The organism is Ramlibacter sp. AN1015 (genome assembly GCF_037726105.1).
Taxonomy (GTDB): domain Bacteria; phylum Pseudomonadota; class Gammaproteobacteria; order Burkholderiales; family Burkholderiaceae_C; genus Ramlibacter.
Map to the genome: position 1 here is coordinate 130,304 of NZ_JBBJUM010000005.1, position 17,845 is coordinate 148,148.

At 69.3% G+C, this 17,845-nt stretch carries 15 protein-coding genes and 1 pseudogene; 11 read left to right on the top strand and 5 right to left on the bottom strand.

Translation table 11 applies throughout. From position 1 onward, the window contains the following. Positions 1-30: 30 nt before the first annotated feature. Complete coding sequence (locus WG922_RS09940) at positions 31-531, bottom strand: RNA recognition motif domain-containing protein (RefSeq protein WP_340282405.1); 501 nt, start codon at positions 529-531, stop codon at positions 31-33. A 1,111-nt stretch (positions 532-1,642) separates the two neighbouring features. On the opposite strand from WG922_RS09940, the gene WG922_RS09945 reads away from it, so the two are divergent. From WG922_RS09945 to WG922_RS09970, 6 genes are all read left to right on the top strand, one after another. Continuing rightward, complete coding sequence (locus WG922_RS09945; protein ID WP_340282406.1) at positions 1,643-2,674, top strand: hypothetical protein; 1,032 nt, start codon at positions 1,643-1,645, stop codon at positions 2,672-2,674. Continuing rightward, on the top strand, positions 2,671-3,171 hold the full coding sequence (locus tag WG922_RS09950) for a hypothetical protein (protein ID WP_340282407.1): 501 nt from the start codon (positions 2,671-2,673) through the stop codon (positions 3,169-3,171). The genes WG922_RS09945 and WG922_RS09950 overlap by 4 nt, the downstream gene beginning before the upstream one ends. Before the next feature lie 149 nt (positions 3,172-3,320). Beyond that, positions 3,321-4,469 (top strand): homoserine O-succinyltransferase MetX, encoded by a 1,149-nt coding sequence (gene metX, locus WG922_RS09955; RefSeq protein WP_340282409.1) that lies wholly within the window; start codon positions 3,321-3,323, stop codon positions 4,467-4,469. 163 nt (positions 4,470-4,632) lie between these two features. Beyond that, entirely contained in the window at positions 4,633-5,217 is a 585-nt protein-coding gene (metW, locus tag WG922_RS09960; protein ID WP_340282410.1) for a methionine biosynthesis protein MetW, read from the top strand. A gap of 45 nt (positions 5,218-5,262) precedes the next feature. Continuing rightward, the gene (gene denD, locus WG922_RS09965; protein WP_340282412.1) at positions 5,263-6,276 is read left to right on the top strand and encodes a D-erythronate dehydrogenase; all 1,014 of its coding nucleotides are present in this window, start codon (positions 5,263-5,265) and stop codon (positions 6,274-6,276) included. Positions 6,277-6,743: 467 nt separating this feature from the next. Further along, a complete protein-coding gene (locus WG922_RS09970; RefSeq protein WP_340282413.1) occupies positions 6,744-7,250 on the top strand; it encodes a hypothetical protein in 507 nt (168 codons plus the stop codon). Between the two features lie 40 nt (positions 7,251-7,290). Here the strand turns inward: WG922_RS09970 and WG922_RS09975 are convergent, their stop codons facing one another. Continuing rightward, positions 7,291-7,485, bottom strand: coding sequence for a DUF3606 domain-containing protein (locus WG922_RS09975; protein ID WP_340282414.1), 195 nt, complete (start codon positions 7,483-7,485; stop codon positions 7,291-7,293). 174 nt (positions 7,486-7,659) lie between these two features. Here WG922_RS09975 and WG922_RS09980 point away from each other — a divergent pair, with 174 nt between their 5' ends. Next, entirely contained in the window at positions 7,660-9,141 is a 1,482-nt protein-coding gene (locus WG922_RS09980; protein WP_340282415.1) for a M20 family metallopeptidase, read from the top strand. 14 nt (positions 9,142-9,155) lie between these two features. Continuing rightward, a pseudogene (locus WG922_RS09985) lies at positions 9,156-10,001 on the top strand (lysophospholipase); the annotation flags it as partial. 1 nt (position 10,002) lies between these two features. Here the strand turns inward: WG922_RS09985 and WG922_RS09990 are convergent. The 3 genes from WG922_RS09990 to WG922_RS10000 are packed head-to-tail and all read right to left on the bottom strand — an operon-like array spanning position 10,003 to position 13,049. Then, a complete protein-coding gene (locus tag WG922_RS09990) occupies positions 10,003-11,184 on the bottom strand; it encodes an MFS transporter (protein ID WP_340282417.1) in 1,182 nt (393 codons plus the stop codon). A gap of 10 nt (positions 11,185-11,194) precedes the next feature. Beyond that, a complete protein-coding gene (locus WG922_RS09995) occupies positions 11,195-11,926 on the bottom strand; it encodes a 16S rRNA (uracil(1498)-N(3))-methyltransferase (protein ID WP_340282418.1) in 732 nt (243 codons plus the stop codon). After that, complete coding sequence (locus tag WG922_RS10000; protein ID WP_340282419.1) at positions 11,913-13,049, bottom strand: aminoglycoside phosphotransferase family protein; 1,137 nt, start codon at positions 13,047-13,049, stop codon at positions 11,913-11,915. Before WG922_RS10000 ends, WG922_RS09995 begins: the two co-directional genes overlap by 14 nt. A gap of 62 nt (positions 13,050-13,111) precedes the next feature. Between WG922_RS10000 and WG922_RS10005 the strand changes: the two genes are divergently transcribed. Genes WG922_RS10005 through rsmA form a run of 3 tightly spaced genes read left to right on the top strand, consistent with a single transcriptional unit; the run spans position 13,112 to position 17,674 of the window. Next, positions 13,112-15,445 (top strand): LPS-assembly protein LptD, encoded by a 2,334-nt coding sequence (locus WG922_RS10005; protein ID WP_340282420.1) that lies wholly within the window; start codon positions 13,112-13,114, stop codon positions 15,443-15,445. Positions 15,446-15,447: 2 nt separating this feature from the next. Further along, positions 15,448-16,869 carry a peptidylprolyl isomerase gene (locus WG922_RS10010; RefSeq protein WP_340282421.1) on the top strand — a complete coding sequence of 474 codons (1,422 nt, stop codon included), beginning with the start codon at positions 15,448-15,450 and terminating at the stop codon, positions 16,867-16,869. Between the two features lie 10 nt (positions 16,870-16,879). Further along, positions 16,880-17,674: a 16S rRNA (adenine(1518)-N(6)/adenine(1519)-N(6))-dimethyltransferase RsmA gene (gene rsmA / locus WG922_RS10015; RefSeq protein WP_340282422.1), complete on the top strand. Its 795-nt coding sequence runs from the start codon at positions 16,880-16,882 to the stop codon at positions 17,672-17,674. Positions 17,675-17,845 lie beyond the last annotated feature (171 nt).

The window sequence follows — 17,845 nt, forward strand, 5'->3', positions numbered from 1 at the left end:
CGTCATTTGTCTGGCGATGCCAGTCCGGAATCAGTATCCGCCGCGGTTGCCGCCACCACCGCCGCCGCGCGGGCCGGAGCCGTACGGGCTGCGAAAGCCACCGTCACCGCCGCCGCCGCCGCTGCGGCCACCGCCGCCGTAGCCGCCGCCACCACCGCTGCGGCCACCGCCGCCGCCGTAGCCGCCACCACCGCCGCCGCCGTAGCCACCACCGCCACCGCCGCTACCACCACCGCCGTAGCCGCCGCCACCGCCGCCGAAGCCGCCGGTGCGCGGACGCGATTCCATCGGACGGGCTTCGTTGACCACGACGCTGCGGCCGCCCAGGGGCTGCCCGTTCATGCCGTTGATGGCGGCTTGCGCCTCGGCGTCGCTGCCCATCTCGACAAAGCCGAAACCCTTGGAACGGCCCGTGTCGCGCTCCATCATGACCTTGGCGCTGGTGACGGCGCCGAATTGGCCGAAGGCTTGCTCCAGGTCGCTGTCGCGCACCGAGTAGGGCAGGTTGCCCACATAAAGTTTGTTGCCCATCTGTCTGGGACTCCTAAAGATAACGAAATTGACCTGAGCGATGAGTCCCGAAAGCGCCTTCAACTGAGCAACAACGCGAAAGTGACCTGTTCACCGCAATCTGCGCGCGGGCGAAACCCACGCCAAGGCATTATGAAGCACATGCCGCGGGGGGGCGCAAGGGGGCGTACCCCGCGGGTTCCACATGATCTCGGCTATTCCGGTGCTTTGCCGCGCCGCGCCACGCGCATCGCGTCCCGTCAGGGATAGCACGGTAGTTCTCATCCGAAAAGAAAATACAGTTCGTTTTCATCTACTCATCTGTTGGGGGCGAGGAATGGACCGTGCAGCTAGACCCGATGCTAGGAGGACCAGGATGGTTTCGAAGTCCCCGCAGCGTGACCCCGCTGCTGCTCCTGCCCCCCAGTCCTCTTTCCCCGGTTCAAGCGTTGCCCCACCTGCCCCACCTGCTTCGAGCCCCAGGAGCCGGTCTTTGAGTTCGTCGAGCTTCCCAAGCTTCCCGAACGCCCCAAGTTCCCCGAGTTCCCTGAGCTCCTTGGCGCTCGCCGAGTCGCAGAACTGGCCGAGGGTCAGCTTATCCGTGTTCGCGCCGGAGCAAGACGGCTTCAGAGATGATGCGCAGATGCCACCGGTGCAGGCGTCTGATTTCAGGAGCCCCAATGACGCGAAAGCGCGAACGGATGACACGGAATCAACCGTAAATTTCCACCCGAAGACAGCACCGCTGTCCGCACCGAGGCAACCGAGGCCAAGCTCCTCAAGCTCATCCTTAGCCGGAGTCCTGCGGGAGCTATCAATCCCCCATGCGACCAGTTCCTCGCAACTTCAGGATAAGAAGAACGGACCCGGGCAATCGCCTTCGGCCGGACAGGGGTCGGGGTCTGTTGTGGGGGGCGAGGCTCCAGCGGCGACCGACGAAGGCACATCGGAGCAGCTGGTACCGGAGGCCCGCCCTGTCCGGGTGCAAGAGGCTGAAGAGAGGCCACAGCAGGACATAAAGGCAGTCAGACGCCAACGAAGGGAGCAGACGCTCAAAATCCGAGACGAAGCGGATGACCAGAGGCTGAGAAACGCGCTGACCCGCCATCTTGCTCCCGGCGTGCGGGACGACGTGAGCGTCGATGCCATTCTGACCATTCTGGCGCATGAAGGGGTGCTCACGCGAGACGACCTCGAAGCGCTCGTGACGGAGGGAAACCTGCGCGATGTGTTCCGTTCGATCAGCGCCACCACCCTCACCACCCTCCTGAGCTTCGCCTCCGCCGCTACGGTCGGGCTGGGGGTGCTGCGCTACCCGCCTGAAGATCCGACGGCCTACGCAGATCCGCAGGCGATAAAGCTTGCGGAGCGACAGATCGCGTTGGTTGCCTATTTTTGTGCGTGCCTGACCATCGCGGTCGGTACAGGTGTGGCCAAGCGTATCGTGAACAGCGGCTCGCTGAGCATGAAGTACGGGGCACCTGCACCGACCATTCGAGACGGCAAGTCCATACCGTTTGTCGATACCAAGCGCGCTTGGTTCGCCGATTTCATTAAGTTCTGGCCGTTCGCGCTCGGGCACGGGCTCGTGGGAGGTGGCGTGTTCTCCACGAATCCCGACACCAATGGACAGGCCTACATCGCCAGCAGCCTGCTGTCGGCAGGCGCCACCGGCGCCTCCATCACGCTCATGCAACACCTGCTGCCACCCGACGGCATGCGACCTACGTGGCTCGACGCGAGTACGCCGCAGAAGGCGGACGATCTGCAGCGAACGGTCCGCGCGCTCAAGAAGAACCGTTGCACCGCGATTGGCGACTACGCGGCAAGCCTCGGGGCAGGCATCCGGGACACCGCGAAGGGACTCTTCAGCCGGCCGGTGGCGCAGACCATGGCGGACGCGCTGATGGTCTTCTCGTGCGCGATGCTGGCACTGTCGTTGCGGCCAATTGCCGCGGTACAGGACGACGAAGACGACCGAAGGAAGGTGAACATCGCTTGGGCGCCTGCCATTGCCTTCAGCTGGGGCTTGCTGCAACGCGGCCAGGCCTGGGTTGCAGCGGCGACACCGCCGCCGCTGCAGGCGGCACCCGCCGACAGGGCGCAGGCGAGGGCCGTAGCGCCGGTGCAGGAGCCAGATATCGTGGAAGAGAACTGGGCATGACCGAAACCACGTTCAAGCTCAAACCGGATGGCGCTTTCGAGTTCGGCTCGCAGGACATGATCGACACCGCGGACGCTTTGCGAAAGCATGCCGCCGCCGCCTTCGACACCATCTGGGCAAAGGTCGTCGATCGCCTGGTCGGCACCGGCGCTGCAGCGGAAGAAGTCCGCTCCACCGGTGCACTGGTGGTGGACGACTGCACGGTGGTGCTGCGCCTGGATCCTCTGACCAGCCTGATCGAGTTCTTCGTCGATATCGGCAAGCCGAATCCGCACGCGCTCGAAGCTGTCCTGCGCACGGGCATGGAGATGAACCTGTGCCGCACGCACCAGGGTGTGGTGTTTGGCGTCCATCCCGAGTCCGGCCGGCTGGTGGCCACGACCGCGCTGCCGGCGCTGGCGATCGCGGACGAGGAGGCGTGCCTCACGGTGCTTCGATCGCTCACCCGCCTCGTGGGTGACCTTCGGGCGGCACGCACCTTCGACCTGGAACCTTGAGCGCGCGGGAGGCGGCCCACACCGCCGCTATACTGCCCGCCACCAGCGCCGATTTGCTTTCGCTTGCGGGCGCTCTACCAAGTACCGCTAAAGACGAAGCCCGCGCACACCGGCCTCGCTCTTGGCGACGCCGGTTTTTTCTTGCCCTCATGACCCTGGTCGCCCAGCCGCAGTCCATGCACTTCGATGCGCCGCTTGCCCTGCAAAGCGGCGCATCGATCCGCGACTACGACCTGGCCTACGAGACCTACGGCACGCTCAACGCTGAGCGCAGCAATGCGGTGCTGGTGTGCCACGCGCTCAACGCCTCGCACCACGTCGCGGGCGTGTACGAAGGCCAGGCCAGGTCCGAAGGCTGGTGGGACAGCATGATCGGCCCCGGCAAGCCGGTCGATACGGACCGCTTCTTCGTGATCGGTGTCAACAATCTCGGCTCCTGCTTCGGCTCCACCGGGCCGATGCACCGCAATCCCGACACCGGGCGCACCTACGGAGCCGACTTTCCGGTGGTGACGGTGGAAGACTGGGTCGATGCGCAGGCGCGGCTGGTCGATGCCCTGGGCATCGACACGCTGGCCGCGGTGATGGGCGGCAGCCTCGGCGGCATGCAGGCGCTCTCATGGACGCTGCAGTACCCGCAGCGCGTGCGCCACGCCGCGGTGATCGCCAGTGCGCCCAACCTCAACGCCGAGAACATCGCCTTCAACGAAGTGGCGCGCCGCGCCATCGTCACCGACCCCGACTTCCATGGCGGCCATTTCTATGCCCATGGCGTGGTGCCCCGCCGCGGCCTGCGCATCGCCCGCATGATCGGCCACATCACGTACCTCTCGGACAACGTGATGAACGACAAATTCGGCCGCGAGTTGCGCAATGCCGTCGGCACGGTCGCGGGCGGCGCCTACCGCTACACCACGCAGGACATCGAGTTCCAGATCGAGAGCTATCTGCGCTACCAGGGCGACAAGTTCAGCGAGTATTTCGACGCCAACACCTACCTGCTGATCACGCGGGCGCTGGACTACTTCGACCCGGCCCGGCGCGTCGATGGCAACCTCACCCGCGCGCTGGCCGCCGCCGCCGCGCGCTTCCTGGTGGTGAGCTTCAGCACCGACTGGCGCTTTTCCCCCGCGCGCAGCCGCGAGATGGTCAAGGCCCTGCTGGAAAACCGCCGCCAGGTGAGCTATGCCGAGATCGATGCGCCGCACGGGCACGACGCCTTCCTGCTCGAGGATCCGCGCTACCTGTCGCTCGTGCGGGCCTGGTTCGACCGCATCGCAGCGGAGTTCGGGGCATGAGCCGCTGGGCCGCTCCCGAGGCGAATGGCGCCGCAGTGCGCAGCACGCAGGCCATCTGTATTTGCCGCTGGGCCGCTCCCGAGGCGAATGGCGCCGCAGTGCGCAGCACGCAGGCATTGCGGGCGAACGGGCTCGCGTCGCTGCCATGCACGGAGCTTGCACGATGAGCGATCGCACGCTGATGCAGTCGATCGCGCGTCTGGTGCCGCCGGGCTCGCGCGTGCTCGACCTCGGGTGCGGCGACGGCGCGCTGCTGGAGCTGCTGCAGCGCGAGCGCGGATGCAGCGGCTACGGGGTGGAAATCGCCGACGCCAACGTGCTGGCCTGCGTCAGGCGTGGCGTCGATGTGATCCAGCTGAACCTCGACGAAGGCCTCGCGATGTTCGGCGACGACAGCTTCGACGTGGTGCTGCAGATCGATACGCTGCAGCACCTGCGCAACACCGAGACGATGCTGGTGGAGACGGCGCGGGTCGGCCGGGTGGGAATAGTCGCTTTCCCCAACTTCGCGCACTGGCCCAACCGGCTCGCGGTCCTGCGCGGGCGCATGCCCGTCACGCGCCGCCTGCCGTACCAGTGGTACGACACGCCCAACATCCGGGTCGGCACCTTCAAGGATTTCGAGGTGCTCGCCACGCGCAACCGCCTCGCCATCCTCGACGCCTTCGGCCTGCAGGACGGCCGCGAGGTCCGCTTGCTGCCCAACGCGCTCGCGTCCACGGCCGTGTTCCGTTTCGAGCGCGGCTGAGAGCGCTGCCTGCCGGAGACGGGGCGGCCGCTATGCTCGCCGCCCATGCACATCCTCATCACCGGCGGCAGCGGATTCCTGGGCGCGCGCCTCGCCCGTACCTTGCTCGCACAAGAGCAATTCGCCTTGCGTGGTGCGGCGCCGCGCCGCGTCGAGCGCCTCACCCTCACCGACCGCGTGCCGCTGCCCCTCGATCTGTCGCGGGACGCGCGCGTGCACCACGTGGCGGGCGACCTGCTGTCGTTGCTCGAAGGCGGCGAGGCCTTCAGCCTGCGTGGGGTCGATGCCGTCTTTCACCTGGCAGCGGCGGTGAGTGCCGAGTGCGAGACCGATTTCGATCTGGGCCTGCGCAGCAACCTGCACGCCACGCAGGCGCTGCTGCAGGCCTGCCGCGCAACGGGGGCGCAACCGGTGTTCGTCTTCGCCAGCTCGCTGGCGGTGTTCGGCAGCCTTCCCGGCCAGTGCGTGCCCGATCCGGTCGAGGACCTGACCCTGCCGACGCCGCAGGGCAGCTACGGCGTCCAGAAGTTCATGTGCGAGCAGCTGGTGGCCGACTGCAGCCGCAAGGGCTTCGTCGCCGGGCGCAGCGCGCGCCTGATGACCGTGAGCGTGCGGCCGGGGCGACCCAACGGCGCCGCCTCCGGCTTCTTCTCTGGCATGGTTCGCGAGCCGCTGGCGGGCCTGCGCGCGCAGGTGCCGGTCCATCCGGAGACCCCGGTGGCCGTGTCGTCGCCGGCGCGCACCATCGAGGGACTGATGCACGCGGCGGCGGCGAGCGACGCGTCGTGGGGGCCTGCCATCGCGCTGAACCTGCCGTCGCTGCACACGACCGTGGGCGGCATGGCCGAGGCGCTCGAGCGCGTGGCGGGTCGCGAGGCCACTGCCTTGCTGGATTGGGTCATCGACCCGAAGGTCGAAGCGCTGGTGCGCACCTGGCCCGGCCGGTTCGAGTGGAGGCGCGCGCGCGAGATGGGGCTGCGCGCCGATGACGATTTCGACACCGCCATCCGCGCGTACATCCGCGAGAACCCGCAGGCGGTGCGGCTTCCGGTTCGCTGAGCCTGGCGGGGCGTCGCGCAACGGCGTTCCCCCAGTCGCCGATGGGGCTTGTGGATGAGTTGATGCGAAATCTATACTGACAGCCCATCCGTTAATGGAAAGCTCTCAATGCCCGGTCCGATCAGAACACCCGCGGCCTACCTTCCTCCCCCCGGGGGTGGCTTGCCGCCAAGTGCCACGCCCCCGGTCGCACGCGTCGCTGCCCGGTCCCCTTCAGCCGTGGCGCCCCAGTTTCTCGCCCTGCCTTCGACCTACTCCCCTCGCGCCGCCGCCATGCGCCTGCGGGTGGCCGAGAGGTGCCTGAGCGGGCAGGCGCCCGGGGTACATGGAAGCGAACCCGGGCTGGCTGCCTGGGGCCAGCGCGCCCAGTCCGGGGAGGAGTCCTCCGCGATCCGCGGCACGGCAGCCAGCAGCGCCGCCACCCAGCGCGTCGCACCCTCGGCCGCCGGCCGACCTGGAGGCGCCGAATGAACATCGTTCAATCGTTCGAGGAGCCGCGGCACCGGGTGTCGATGCACGATGGAGACGACCTCCACGACGAGGTCGAGCGCCTGGCCGGCGACTGCGCGGAACGCTACGCACGGCTGCTTCCACGGGTTGCCGCCCGGATCGTCGGCCCCGATCCCGCGGCGGAAAAGGAAGCGCTGGAATCGGGTGGTTTCGTGCTCGACGACACCACCGTGGTGATGCGTCTGAACCCGGACACCGACCACCTGGAGTTCTTCTGCGACATCGGCATGCCGCTGCCGCACACCCGCGACGATGCCTACCGCGCCGCCTTGGAGATGAACCTCTGCCGCAGCCATCCTGGGGTGACCTTCGGCGTGCACCCCGAATCGAGCCGTCTGGTAGCCACCACCGCCATGCACATGCTGCTGGTCGCCGATGACGAGGCCTGCCTGAACGCGATCGGCATGCTCACCCGCATCTCGCGCGAGTTGCGGGCCAACCGTACCTTCATCGTCGAGGACTGAAGGCGCCGCCCAGAAAGCGGAGCCCCGGAGCGCCGATGGGCTAGACCGTCACGATGACGTCGCTGCCATCGAGCAGCTGTTCGACCTTGGCCGCGGACGGGCCGACCTCCGCCACCGCGGCGCGCAACTGCTGCTCACTGCAGCCGAAGCGCTTGGTCCACCAGCTGACCTCCCTCGGATTGTCGAGTTCTATGATGTTGCGTTGCGCGGGAATCGTTTCGAAGACAAAAGCCATTTGGTTGTACTCCCGGAATCTGTTTTCGCCGATTGAAGCGCGGCCGCTTGCAGCGCTGTGTCGACCGGTGGCGCAACCGTTCGTGGGCCCGCTCCTAACCCGAAGGCTTTACGCCTTCGGTGGCCCGGCCGAGATGCTGGCGCGGCGCGCGTGCGGGGCGTACAGTGCCAGCCCATGAACGCCCCGCTGCACCGTGAAATGCCCCCCGCGCACCTTGACGCGGCCCGTGCCCTGGACCAGGTCAGTCGCCAATGGGACGGCGACATCCTGCGCCAGCTGACCGACTACATTGCCATTCCCGCCAAGTCTCCCGGCTTCGATCCGCAATGGGCGGAGCACGGCCACATCGACACGGTGCTGCGCAACGCCGCGCGCTGGGTCGAGGACCAGAAGGTTGCCGGGCTGTCCCTGGAAGTGGTGCGCCTGCCCGGCCGCACCCCCGTGCTGTTCTTCGAGATCGCAGCAACGCGCGCGGCCGACGCCCACGCGCAGCAGACCGTGCTGATGTACGGCCACCTGGACAAACAGCCGGAATTCTCCGGCTGGCGCGCCGACCTGGGCCCCTGGACCCCCAAGTACGAGGACGGCAAGCTTTACGGCCGGGGCGGCGCCGACGACGGCTATGCGGTCTACGCCAGCATCGCGGCGGTGCAGGCGCTCAAGGCGCAGAACGTCGCCCACCCGCGCATCGTCGGGCTCATCGAGACTTGCGAGGAATCGGGCTCGCACGACCTGCTGCCCTACGTGGAAGCCCTGCGCCCGCGCCTGGGCGATGTCGGCCTGGTGATCTGCCTGGACTCGGGAGCCGGCAACTACGACCAGCTCTGGCTCACCACCTCGCTGCGCGGCATGGCCAGCGGCACGCTCAAGGTGCAGATCCTCACCGAGGGCGTGCACTCCGGCGACGCCTCCGGCCTGGTGCCCTCGAGCTTCCGGATCATGCGCCAGGTGCTCGACCGCCTCGAGGACAGCACCACCGGGCGGCTGCTGCCCCAGAGCTTCCACTGCGAGGTGCCCCCCGACCGCCTCGCGCAGGCCCGCGCCACGGCAACCATCCTCGGGGACGAGGTATATCGGCGCTTCCCCTGGGCTCACTACGACTGTGGCGGATCGACCGCCTTCGCGCTACCCACCACAACCGACCCGGTGCAGGCGCTGGTCAATCGCACCTGGACGCCGACGCTCTCGGTCACCGGCGCCGAGGGCTTCCCCTCGCTGCAGGACGCGGGGAACGTGCTGCGCCCCTACACGGCCTTCAAGCTGTCGCTGCGCCTGCCGCCGCTGGTCGATGCGGCGCGCGCCGTCGATGAACTCAAGACGCTGCTCGAGGACAACGCGCCCTACCAGGCCCGCGTCACCTTCGAGCCCTCGGGAGCCGCGACCGGCTGGAACGCTCCCGCGGCCGAGGCGTGGTTCGAGCAGGCCCTTCAGCAGGCTTCGCAGGCCCACTTCGGCGCGCCCTGCGGCCACATCGGCCAGGGCGGCACCATTCCCCTGATGAACATGCTGAGTGCGGGCTTTCCGAAGGCGCAGATGATGGTCTGCGGAGTGCTGGGGCCGCGCAGCAACGCCCACGGCCCCAACGAGTTCCTGCACGTGCCCTACGCCAAGCGCCTTACCGCCGCGGTGGCCGAGGTCATCGCGCGCATGCCCTGAGCACGACCATCTGCATGGCGCGCAGCGACTCCACCCTGTCCACCTTCACCGCCGGCGACGGCGACAACCTCGCCGTGCAGCACTGGCCGCTGCCGGCCGAGACGCCGTTTCGCGGCGCGGTGGTGCTGGTGCACGGGCTGGGCGAGCATGCGGGGCGCTACGAGGCGCTGGCACGGCACCTCACGGCGGCCGGCTTCGCGGTCCACGGCTACGACCAGTGCGGGCACGGCGAATCGGATGGCGCGCGTGGCTGCCTGCCCAACACCATGCGCCTGATCGAGGACCTGAACGACATCGTCGCCAGCGTGCGGCGGCGCGTCCCCCCAGGCAAGCCGCTCATCCTGCTCGGCCACAGCATGGGGGCGCTGGTGGTGTCCTGCCTGGTGCTGCTGCGCGAGGTGCCGGTCGATGGCCTCGTGCTGTCGTCGCCCGCGTTCCGCCCCAGGCTGGGAGCGCTGCAGAAACTGCTGCTGGCCGTGCTGCCCCGGCTCGCTCCCAACCTCACGGTGCGCAACCGCATCCCGCCAGAGGCCTTGTCGCACGACGAGGACGTGGTGGCGGCCTACCGTGCCGATCCGCTGGTGCACGACCGCGTGTCGGCGCGGCTGGCGAACTTCATCGCGCAATCAGCCCCGCGTGTGCTGGCGCGCGCAGGGCGCTGGAAGCTGCCCACCCTGCTGCTGTACGGCACCAGCGACTGCGTGGTCGATCCCGCTGCCTGCCGTGCGTTTGCCGCGGCCGCGCCGTCCGGGCTGGTCACGGCGCACGGCTTCGAGCACCTGTTCCACGAGGTCTTCAACGAGCTGGACAACGAGCCCGTGTTCGCAGCTCTCGACGCCTGGCTGGACCGCCGGTTTCCGTTCAGCCCGCCAGGGCCGCAGGGGTTGTCCGGCGCTGGTGCCGCGCGAGCCAGGCCAGCGCCAGGCCACACGCCGTCACCGGCGCCAGCGAGCCCCAGTTCAGCAGCGACCAGCCCTGGGTCGTGACCAGCACCCCCGACGCGAACGAGCTCACGGCCAAAGTGGCGAACACGAAGAAATTGAGGGCGCCCTGCGCCCGATCCTTTTCCTGCGGGGCATAGGCCGACAGCGACAGCGTCGTGCTGCCGGTGAAGAGGAAGTTCCAGCCGACTCCCAGCAGGAACAGCGCCACCAGGAACTGCCGCAGTTCGATGCCGGAGAGCGCCACTGCGATGCACGCCAGCATCAGCAGCACGCCCACCGCCATCACCGGCACCGGCCCGAAGCGGCGAATCAGGTGCCCGGTGAAGAAGCCCGGCGCGAACATGCCGATGACGTGCCATTCGAGCACCCACGCCGCGTCGGAGAAAGGCAGCCCGCACTGCTGCATGGCCAGCGGCGTCGCCGCCATCAGCAGGTTCATCACGCCGTAGCTCAGCGCGCCAGTGGCGGCGGCCACGACGAATACCGGCTGCCGCATGATGTCGCGCAGCGGCCGCCCGGCCGATTCGCTCTCGCGCGCGGCGACTGGCGGGAAGCGCACCAGGGCCATCAGCGCCATGCCCAGCAGCGCCACACCGGCGAGCGCCAGGTAGGCGCCGGCGAACGGCACCGACAGCACCTCGCGGGTGCCTGCGGCCAGGTTGGGACCCACCACCGCGCCGATCAGGCCACCGGCCATCACCAGCGATACGGCCTTCTCGCGGCTCTCGGAGCCGGTCAGCTCCGCGGCAGCGAAGCGGTACAGCCCCGCGTTGGCGTTGTAGTAGCCGGCCACCAGCGTCGCCGCGCAGAGCAACCAGAACTCGCGCGCGACGACGGCCCAGGCGCACGCGAGGGCAGCCAGCACCGCCACGGCCAGGCCCACCTGGAACGCGCCCTGCCGGCCCAGGAGGCGCTGCGTGCGTGCGACGAGGGGAGTGGAAAGCGCGCCGCCCACCACATAGGCCATCACGGGCAGCGTGGCCATCCACCCGAAAGGCGCCAGCGCCAGGCCCACCAGACCGTTCATGGCGATGAAGGCGACGTTGTTGGTGAGAAAAAGGCCCTGGCAGGCGGACAGCAGCCACAGATTGCGGTTCATGGCCTTTCCTTCATGCGGTGAGCGTCAGCAGGGCGAGCGCCGCCAGGGGCGCGGTATCGGCGCGCAGCACGCGCGGGCCGAGGGAGACGGGCTCGAAGCCGTGCTCACGGGCGCGGCGCAGTTCGGCCGGAGCCAGTCCGCCTTCGGGCCCGGAAAGCAGCAGCACCGGCGCGCCCTCGCCGAGCCGGCTTGCAAGCGCAGTCGCGTCCGGCTCGAGCGAGAGCACCAGGCGGCGCGCCGGGCTGTGCGCGAGCGTGGCGCACCAGGCCTGCAACTCCTGCACCGGTGCGACCGTCGGCACGCGGTTGCGGCCGCATTGCTCCGCGGCGGCGGCGGCGATGCCCTGCCAGTGGGCCCGTTTCCTGTCGGCCCGTTCGCCGGACAGGCGCAGCACGCTGCGCTCGGTGAGCAGGGGCTGGAACCCGGTCGCGCCGAGCTCGGTCGCCTTCTCGACCAGCCAGTCCATGCGCTCGTTGGCCGGCATGCCCAGGGCGAGGTGCACGCTGCGCGCGCTTTCGCGCTCGATCGGGCTGTGCGCCACCACCCGCACGGCGACCGCGCTGCGGCCCATGCGCTCGACGGCAGCCGACCATTCACCGCCATGGCCGTCGAAGAGCGTGAGCGGCGCGCCGGGCTGCAGTCGCAGCACCTGCGCGTGGCGTGCGGCGCCGGGCGGCAGCTCCAGACTCTGGCCTGCGACCAGCGGCGTTGGACAGAAGAAGCGCGGGCTAGACGCGGCCAAAGGCGTAGCCGGTGGCGGCTTGCGTGCCCTCGACCCGATCGATCAGGGCGAGCAGCGGCGCGAGTTCGCGATAGCGCGAGGCCGTGGCGCGTATGTAGCCGATGAAGCGGGGTGCGTCGGCCAGGTAGCGGGGCTTGCCGTCGCGCAGGGTCAGGCGCGCAAAGATGCCGGCGACCTTGAGGTGGCGCTGCAGTCCCATCCACTCGACCGCACGCCAGAACTCGCCGAAGTCGGCCTCGACCGGCAGCCCGGCCTTTTGCGCCTTCTGCCAGTAGCGGATCGTGATGTCGAGCACGAACTCCTCGTCCCAGCTCAGGAAGGCATCGCGCATCAGGCTGGCGATGTCGTAGGTGATCGGGCCGTACACCGCGTCCTGGAAATCGAGCACACCCAGGCGCGTCTCACCGGGCGCGCGCGGAATCATCAGATTGCGCGGCATGAAGTCGCGGTGCACGTACACCGACGGCGAGGCGAGGTTGCGCGCGACGATCAGCTGGAACTGCTGCTCCAGCGTCTCGCGCAGCGTGCCCTCGATGGCGACGCCTCGGTGGCGCGCCAGGTACCAGTCGGGGAAGAGCTGCAGCTCGCGCGTGAGCAGCGCCTGGTCGTACGCCGGAAGCACGCCTGGCCGCGAGGCGAGCTGCCACGCGACCAGCGCATCGACGGCCCGCAGGTACAGCGCATGGCTGGCTGCCGGATCGGCGGCATCGACACGCTCGATCATGGTGTGGCTGCCCAGGTCGTCCAGCAGCATGAAGCCGTGCGGCGGGTCCCAGGCGAGCACCCGCGGCACGTGCAGCCCGGCCTCGGCCATGAGCTGCGCCACCTGCACAAAGGGACGGCAGTCCTCTCGCTCGGGCGGCGCGTCCATCACCACCAGGCTGCCGCCGTGTTGATCGTCCACCCGCAGGTAGCGGCGGAAACTCGCGTCGGCCGATGCCGGGCGCACCGTCTCCGGACGCAGCGCGTGCACCGCGGCGAGCCCGCCCAACCAGGCGTCGAAGGCGGCCTTGCGTTGCGGATCGGGCCAGTGCACCTGGGTGCCCTCCTGTTCGGCTGGCGCAGCCTCAGGCGGGGTGGTCGGCGCGGCTGCGACAGAGGGGGAGGGCGCGTGATCGCTCATGGATAATCGATTCTACAAACGCGACCAGCCTGGCACTCGCCGCCGGTCGGCCCCTTGCCCCGATGTCCTCCTCCCGCCCCCCTCTGCGACTTCGCCGCGCCGCCCTGGCGACGCTGGCGGCGCTCGGTGCGGCCATGGCCGTGGCGGCGGCTCGCGCACAGGACGAGCCCCCTGTGTCGCTGCGCGCCAGTCCGCAGCTCGGCGAGCGCATCCCCGATGCCGCGCGCCCGGCGCTGCCCACCTTCGTGGAAGGAAGCCGCATCAGCGGCCGTACCGAGCTGGAGACGGTGATCGAGGGCGACGCGACGCTGCGGCGTGGCGATACGTTCATTCGCGCCGACCGTATCGAGTACGACCAGCCCGACGACCTTGCGCGCGCGCGTGGCGACGTGCGCGTGAACCGCGCCGGCGACGTGTTCGAGGGGCCGCTGCTGGAGATGAACGTCGATGCCTTCGAGGGCTTCTTCCTGGAGCCGAGCTACCGCTTCCTCGACACCGGCGCGTATGGCGAGGCCGACCGCATCGAGTTCATCGACGAGCAGCGTACGGTGATACGCCGCGCCACCTACACCACCTGCGGACGCGAGCCCGGGCAGGGGTGGCCCGATTGGCTGCTCACGGCCGATCGGATCTATATCGACAACGAGGACGACACCGGCGTCGCCTTGGGCGCGACGGTGCGCCTGTTCGGCGTGCCGCTGCTTCCGATCCCGGTGCTGAGCTTTCCGCTGTCGGACAAGCGCAAGTCGGGCGTGCTGGCGCCCACCGTGGGTCTGAACAACCGCAGCGGCCTGGAACTCACGCTGCCCTACTACTGGGACATCGCTCCCAACCGCGATGCCACGCTGCTGCCCACGGTGATGTCGCGCCGCGGCGTGCAGCTGGGTGGCGAGTTCCGCTATCTCGAGCCGAGCTACTCCGGCGTGACCGACCTGAGCTACATGCCGCAGGACCGCCTGCGCGACCGCGACCGCTGGGCCTACAGCGTCCAGCACAGCCAGCAGTTCGCACCCGGCACCAGCTACCTCGGCCTCAACCTCAACCTGAACCGCGTCAGCGACGACGACTACTGGCGCGATTTCACGCGCTCGAGCGCGCTGACCTCGCTCACGCAGCGCCTGCTCGCCAGCGAAGGCTATCTGACCTGGGCCCGCGGCGACTACTGGGCGCAGGCGCGGGCGCTGCGCTGGCAGACGCTGCAGGACGTGAACGCGCCGATCGTGCCGCCCTACGACCGGCTGCCGCAGCTGCAGGGTCGCTACACCCGGCCGCTGCTGCCGCTGGGCCTCACCAGCTACGTCGAGGCCGACTACACCTACTTCCAGGCCGACGACCGGCGCACCGGACAGCCCGATGCCCAGCGCGCCTATGTCCTGGCCCAGCTGGCGCGGCCCTGGCAGGCGCCTGGCTGGTTCTTCACGCCGCGGCTGCAGCTGCACGCCACCCAGTACGAGTTCGACCGGCCGCTCGCCGACGGTCGCACGCAGGCCGACCGGGCGCTGCCTACGTTCAGCCTGGACGGCGGCCTCGTGTTCGAGCGCGCCACCACGTTCTGGGGTCGCAGCATCGTGCAGACGCTCGAGCCGCGGGCGTTCTACGTCTACACACCGTTTCGCGAACAGAATTTCCTGCCCAACTACGACTCGGGCCTGCTCGACTTCAACTTCGCGACGATCTTCACGGAGAACCCCTATGTCGGGCACGACCGCATCGCCGACAGCCGCCTGCTCACGCTGGGCCTGACCAGCCGTCTGCAAGACCAGGACACGGGCGCCGAGCTGGCGAGGGTCGGCATTGCGCAGCGCCTGCGCTTTGCCGATCAGCGCGTGACGCTGCCCGGCGGCACCCCGGTCGCGGACCGCCTGTCCGACGTGCTGCTCGGCGCCTCCCTGAACTGGACGCCGCGCTGGGCGGTCGACACCACGGTGCAGTTCAACCCCAAGACCAGCCGCTCCGAACGCGCCACGCTGGGCGTGCGCTACAACCCCGGCCCGTACCGGGTGGTCAACGCCGCGTACCGTACGCAGCGCGTCTTGAGCGAGCAGGTCGATATCGGCTGGCAATGGCCGGTGCAGGACCTCTGGGGCGGCCGCGCTCCGGGCGAAGGCCGCTTGTTCAGCGTCGGGCGGGTCAATGTCAGCCTGAAGGACAATCGGGTGGTCGATACCATCGTCGGTCTGGAGTACAACGGCTGCTGCTGGATCGGCCGCGTCGTCTTCGAACGACTACAGGCGGGCACCGGAGAGTCCAACAAGCGGATCCTGTTCCAGATCGAATTGCTGGGGCTGGGCCGCCTCGGCTCCGATGCCGTCGGCGCGCTCAGGAACAACATCCCGCGCTACCAGATGCTGCGCCAGCAGACCACCGAACCGAGCCGCTTCACCCGATACGACTAGCCATGACCGCAAGCCCTCTTCTTCGCCCGCGTTCGCTGGTGGCCTTGTGCCTGGCAGCGGGAGCCGCCTTTGGCGCCGCGACGCTGCCGGCCCACGCGCAGCTGCGCCTGGGGCCGCTCACCGGGGGCAGTGCCCCGGCGCCGGCCCCTGGTGGCGGGCTGACCGCCAACACCGGCCCTGCCGGTGCGCCGCGCCCGGCCGACTTCATCGTGGCGGTGGTCAACTCCGAACCGATCACGTTCAACGAGGTCCGAACCCGGCTCGCCCAGACCGAGCAGGAGCTTGCGCAGCAGGGCGGGGCCCTGCCGCCGCGCGACGTGCTCGCGCGCCAGGTGCTGGAGCAACTGATCACCGAGCGGGCGCAGTTGCAGCTCGCGCGAGAGATGGGCATTCGGGCGGACGACGCCACGGTCGATCAGGCCGAGCAGAACATCGCGCGGCAAAACGCGATGGACGTGGCGGAACTGCGCCGGCGTCTGGCGGCCGATGGCATTTCCCCCGAGGCGTTTCGCCAGGACCTTCGCAACCAGGTTCTGCTGTCGCGGCTGCGCCAGCGCGAGATCGAGCCGCGCGTGAAGGTAAGCGACGTCGAGGTCGAGCAGTTCATGCGCGAACAGCGCAGTTCTACCGACCTGAGCGCCCTCGAGCTGAATCTGGCGCACGTGCTGGTCGCCGTTCCGGAGAACGCGCCCCCGGCGCTGGTGCAGGAGCTGCGCGAAAAGGCGCTGCAGGTGCGGGACCGGGCGCGCGCGGGCGAAGATTTCACCGCGCTGGCGCGCGAGGTCTCCGACGCGCCGGGTGCCTCCACCAACGGCGGCGTCATCGGCGCGCGCACGGCCGACCGCTATCCGCCGCTGTTCGTCGAGGCGACGCGTGCGCTGCAGCCCGGCCAGATCAGCGACGTGGTGCGCTCAGGTGCCGGCTTTCACGTGGTGAAGGTGCTGGACAAACGCCAGGGTGCGCTGGCAGGCGCTACCGTGACCGAGCACCGCGCCCGCCACATCCTGCTGCGCCCGGGGCCACAGCTCAGCGCCGAAGAGGCGCGCCGCCGCCTCGAAGACTACAAGCGGCGCATCGAGTCCGGCCAGGCCGACTTCGCGCAGCTCGCGCGTGAGCATTCGCAGGACGGCAGCGCACGCCAGGGCGGCGATCTCGGATGGGCTGGACCCGGTGCGTTCGTGCCCGAGTTCGAGGAGGCGCTCGAGGCCTTGTCGCCAGGGCAGATCGCCGAGCCGATCGAGTCGCGCTTCGGGCTGCACCTGATCCAGCTCACCGAGCGCCGGCAGAAGACCCTCAGCGAGCGCGAGCAACGCGATCTGGCGCGCAACCTCCTGCGCGAGAAGCGGCTGCGCGAGGAGTACGCGCGTTGGGTCCAGGACGTGCGGGGCCGCGCCTACGTCGAGATGCGCGAGCCGCTGCAGTGACCGGGCGCGCGTGAAGCACATTGCCCGCAAGCGCTTCGGCCAGCATTTCCTGTCGGATGCCGGCGTCATCGACGCCATCGTCCGGGCAATCGATCCGCAGCCGGGACAAAGCCTGGTCGAGATCGGGCCGGGGCTGGCGGCGCTCACCCAACCCCTGGTCGAGCGCGCGGGCCGTCTGACGGTGATCGAGCTGGACCGCGACCTGGCGCAGCGCCTGCGCCGGCATCCGCAGCTCGAGGTGGTCGAGTCCGACGTGCTGCGGGTCGATTTCGGCGCGCTGCACGCCGGCGCGGACGGACAGCTGCTGCGGGTGGTAGGCAACTTGCCCTACAACATCTCGTCGCCCATCCTCTTTCACCTGCTGCCCTGGGCCGACCGCATCCAGGACCAGCACTTCATGCTGCAGAAGGAAGTGATCGATCGCATGGTGGCCCGGCCTTCGACCGCGGCCTACGGGCGCCTGTCGGTGATGCTGCAGTGGCGCTATGACATGGAAGACGTGCTGTTCGTGCCGCCGTCGGCCTTCGATCCTCCGCCGCGGGTGGACAGCGCGGTCGTGCGCATGGTGCCGCGCCCGCAGCCGGCGGCCGTCGATGCGGCGCTCCTGTCCGAGATGGTCCAGGTGGCGTTCAGCCAGCGTCGCAAGCTGCTGCGGCACACACTCGGGCACTGGCTCGCGCAGCGCGGGATGGCCGGTGCGTTCGATACCCAGCGGCGGGCCGAGGAGGTGCCGTGGCAGGAATATGTCGCCCTCGCGGCCGCGGCCGGTGCGGCTGGCGGTACCGGGCAGCCGCCACCGGGGTGAACGGCAGGGTGGGCGTAGAGCCGGCAGAGCCCGCCTGTCGGGCCCGCACTCCTGGTCGAAAAACTGCCCCGTCCCTGAATGGCAGCCCAGCGACCGCAGCTCGACGAATCGAGATCGACCCCCTCGTGTGCAGCGCCCGTTCGCGCGCGGGCCAGCGATATGAGGCGGCAT

Coding starts and splice junctions, on each gene's coding strand:
- WG922_RS09940 (WP_340282405.1), bottom strand. CDS start 531: ATGGGCAACAAACTTTATGTGGGCAACCTGCCCTACTCGGTGCGCGAC.
- WG922_RS09950 (WP_340282407.1), top strand. CDS start 2,671: ATGACCGAAACCACGTTCAAGCTCAAACCGGATGGCGCTTTCGAGTTC.
- metX (WP_340282409.1), top strand. CDS start 3,321: ATGACCCTGGTCGCCCAGCCGCAGTCCATGCACTTCGATGCGCCGCTT.
- metW (WP_340282410.1), top strand. CDS start 4,633: ATGAGCGATCGCACGCTGATGCAGTCGATCGCGCGTCTGGTGCCGCCG.
- denD (WP_340282412.1), top strand. CDS start 5,263: ATGCACATCCTCATCACCGGCGGCAGCGGATTCCTGGGCGCGCGCCTC.
- WG922_RS09970 (WP_340282413.1), top strand. CDS start 6,744: ATGAACATCGTTCAATCGTTCGAGGAGCCGCGGCACCGGGTGTCGATG.
- WG922_RS09975 (WP_340282414.1), bottom strand. CDS start 7,485: ATGGCTTTTGTCTTCGAAACGATTCCCGCGCAACGCAACATCATAGAA.
- WG922_RS09980 (WP_340282415.1), top strand. CDS start 7,660: ATGAACGCCCCGCTGCACCGTGAAATGCCCCCCGCGCACCTTGACGCG.
- WG922_RS09990 (WP_340282417.1), bottom strand. CDS start 11,184: ATGAACCGCAATCTGTGGCTGCTGTCCGCCTGCCAGGGCCTTTTTCTC.
- WG922_RS10000 (WP_340282419.1), bottom strand. CDS start 13,049: ATGAGCGATCACGCGCCCTCCCCCTCTGTCGCAGCCGCGCCGACCACC.
- WG922_RS10005 (WP_340282420.1), top strand. CDS start 13,112: ATGTCCTCCTCCCGCCCCCCTCTGCGACTTCGCCGCGCCGCCCTGGCG.
- WG922_RS10010 (WP_340282421.1), top strand. CDS start 15,448: ATGACCGCAAGCCCTCTTCTTCGCCCGCGTTCGCTGGTGGCCTTGTGC.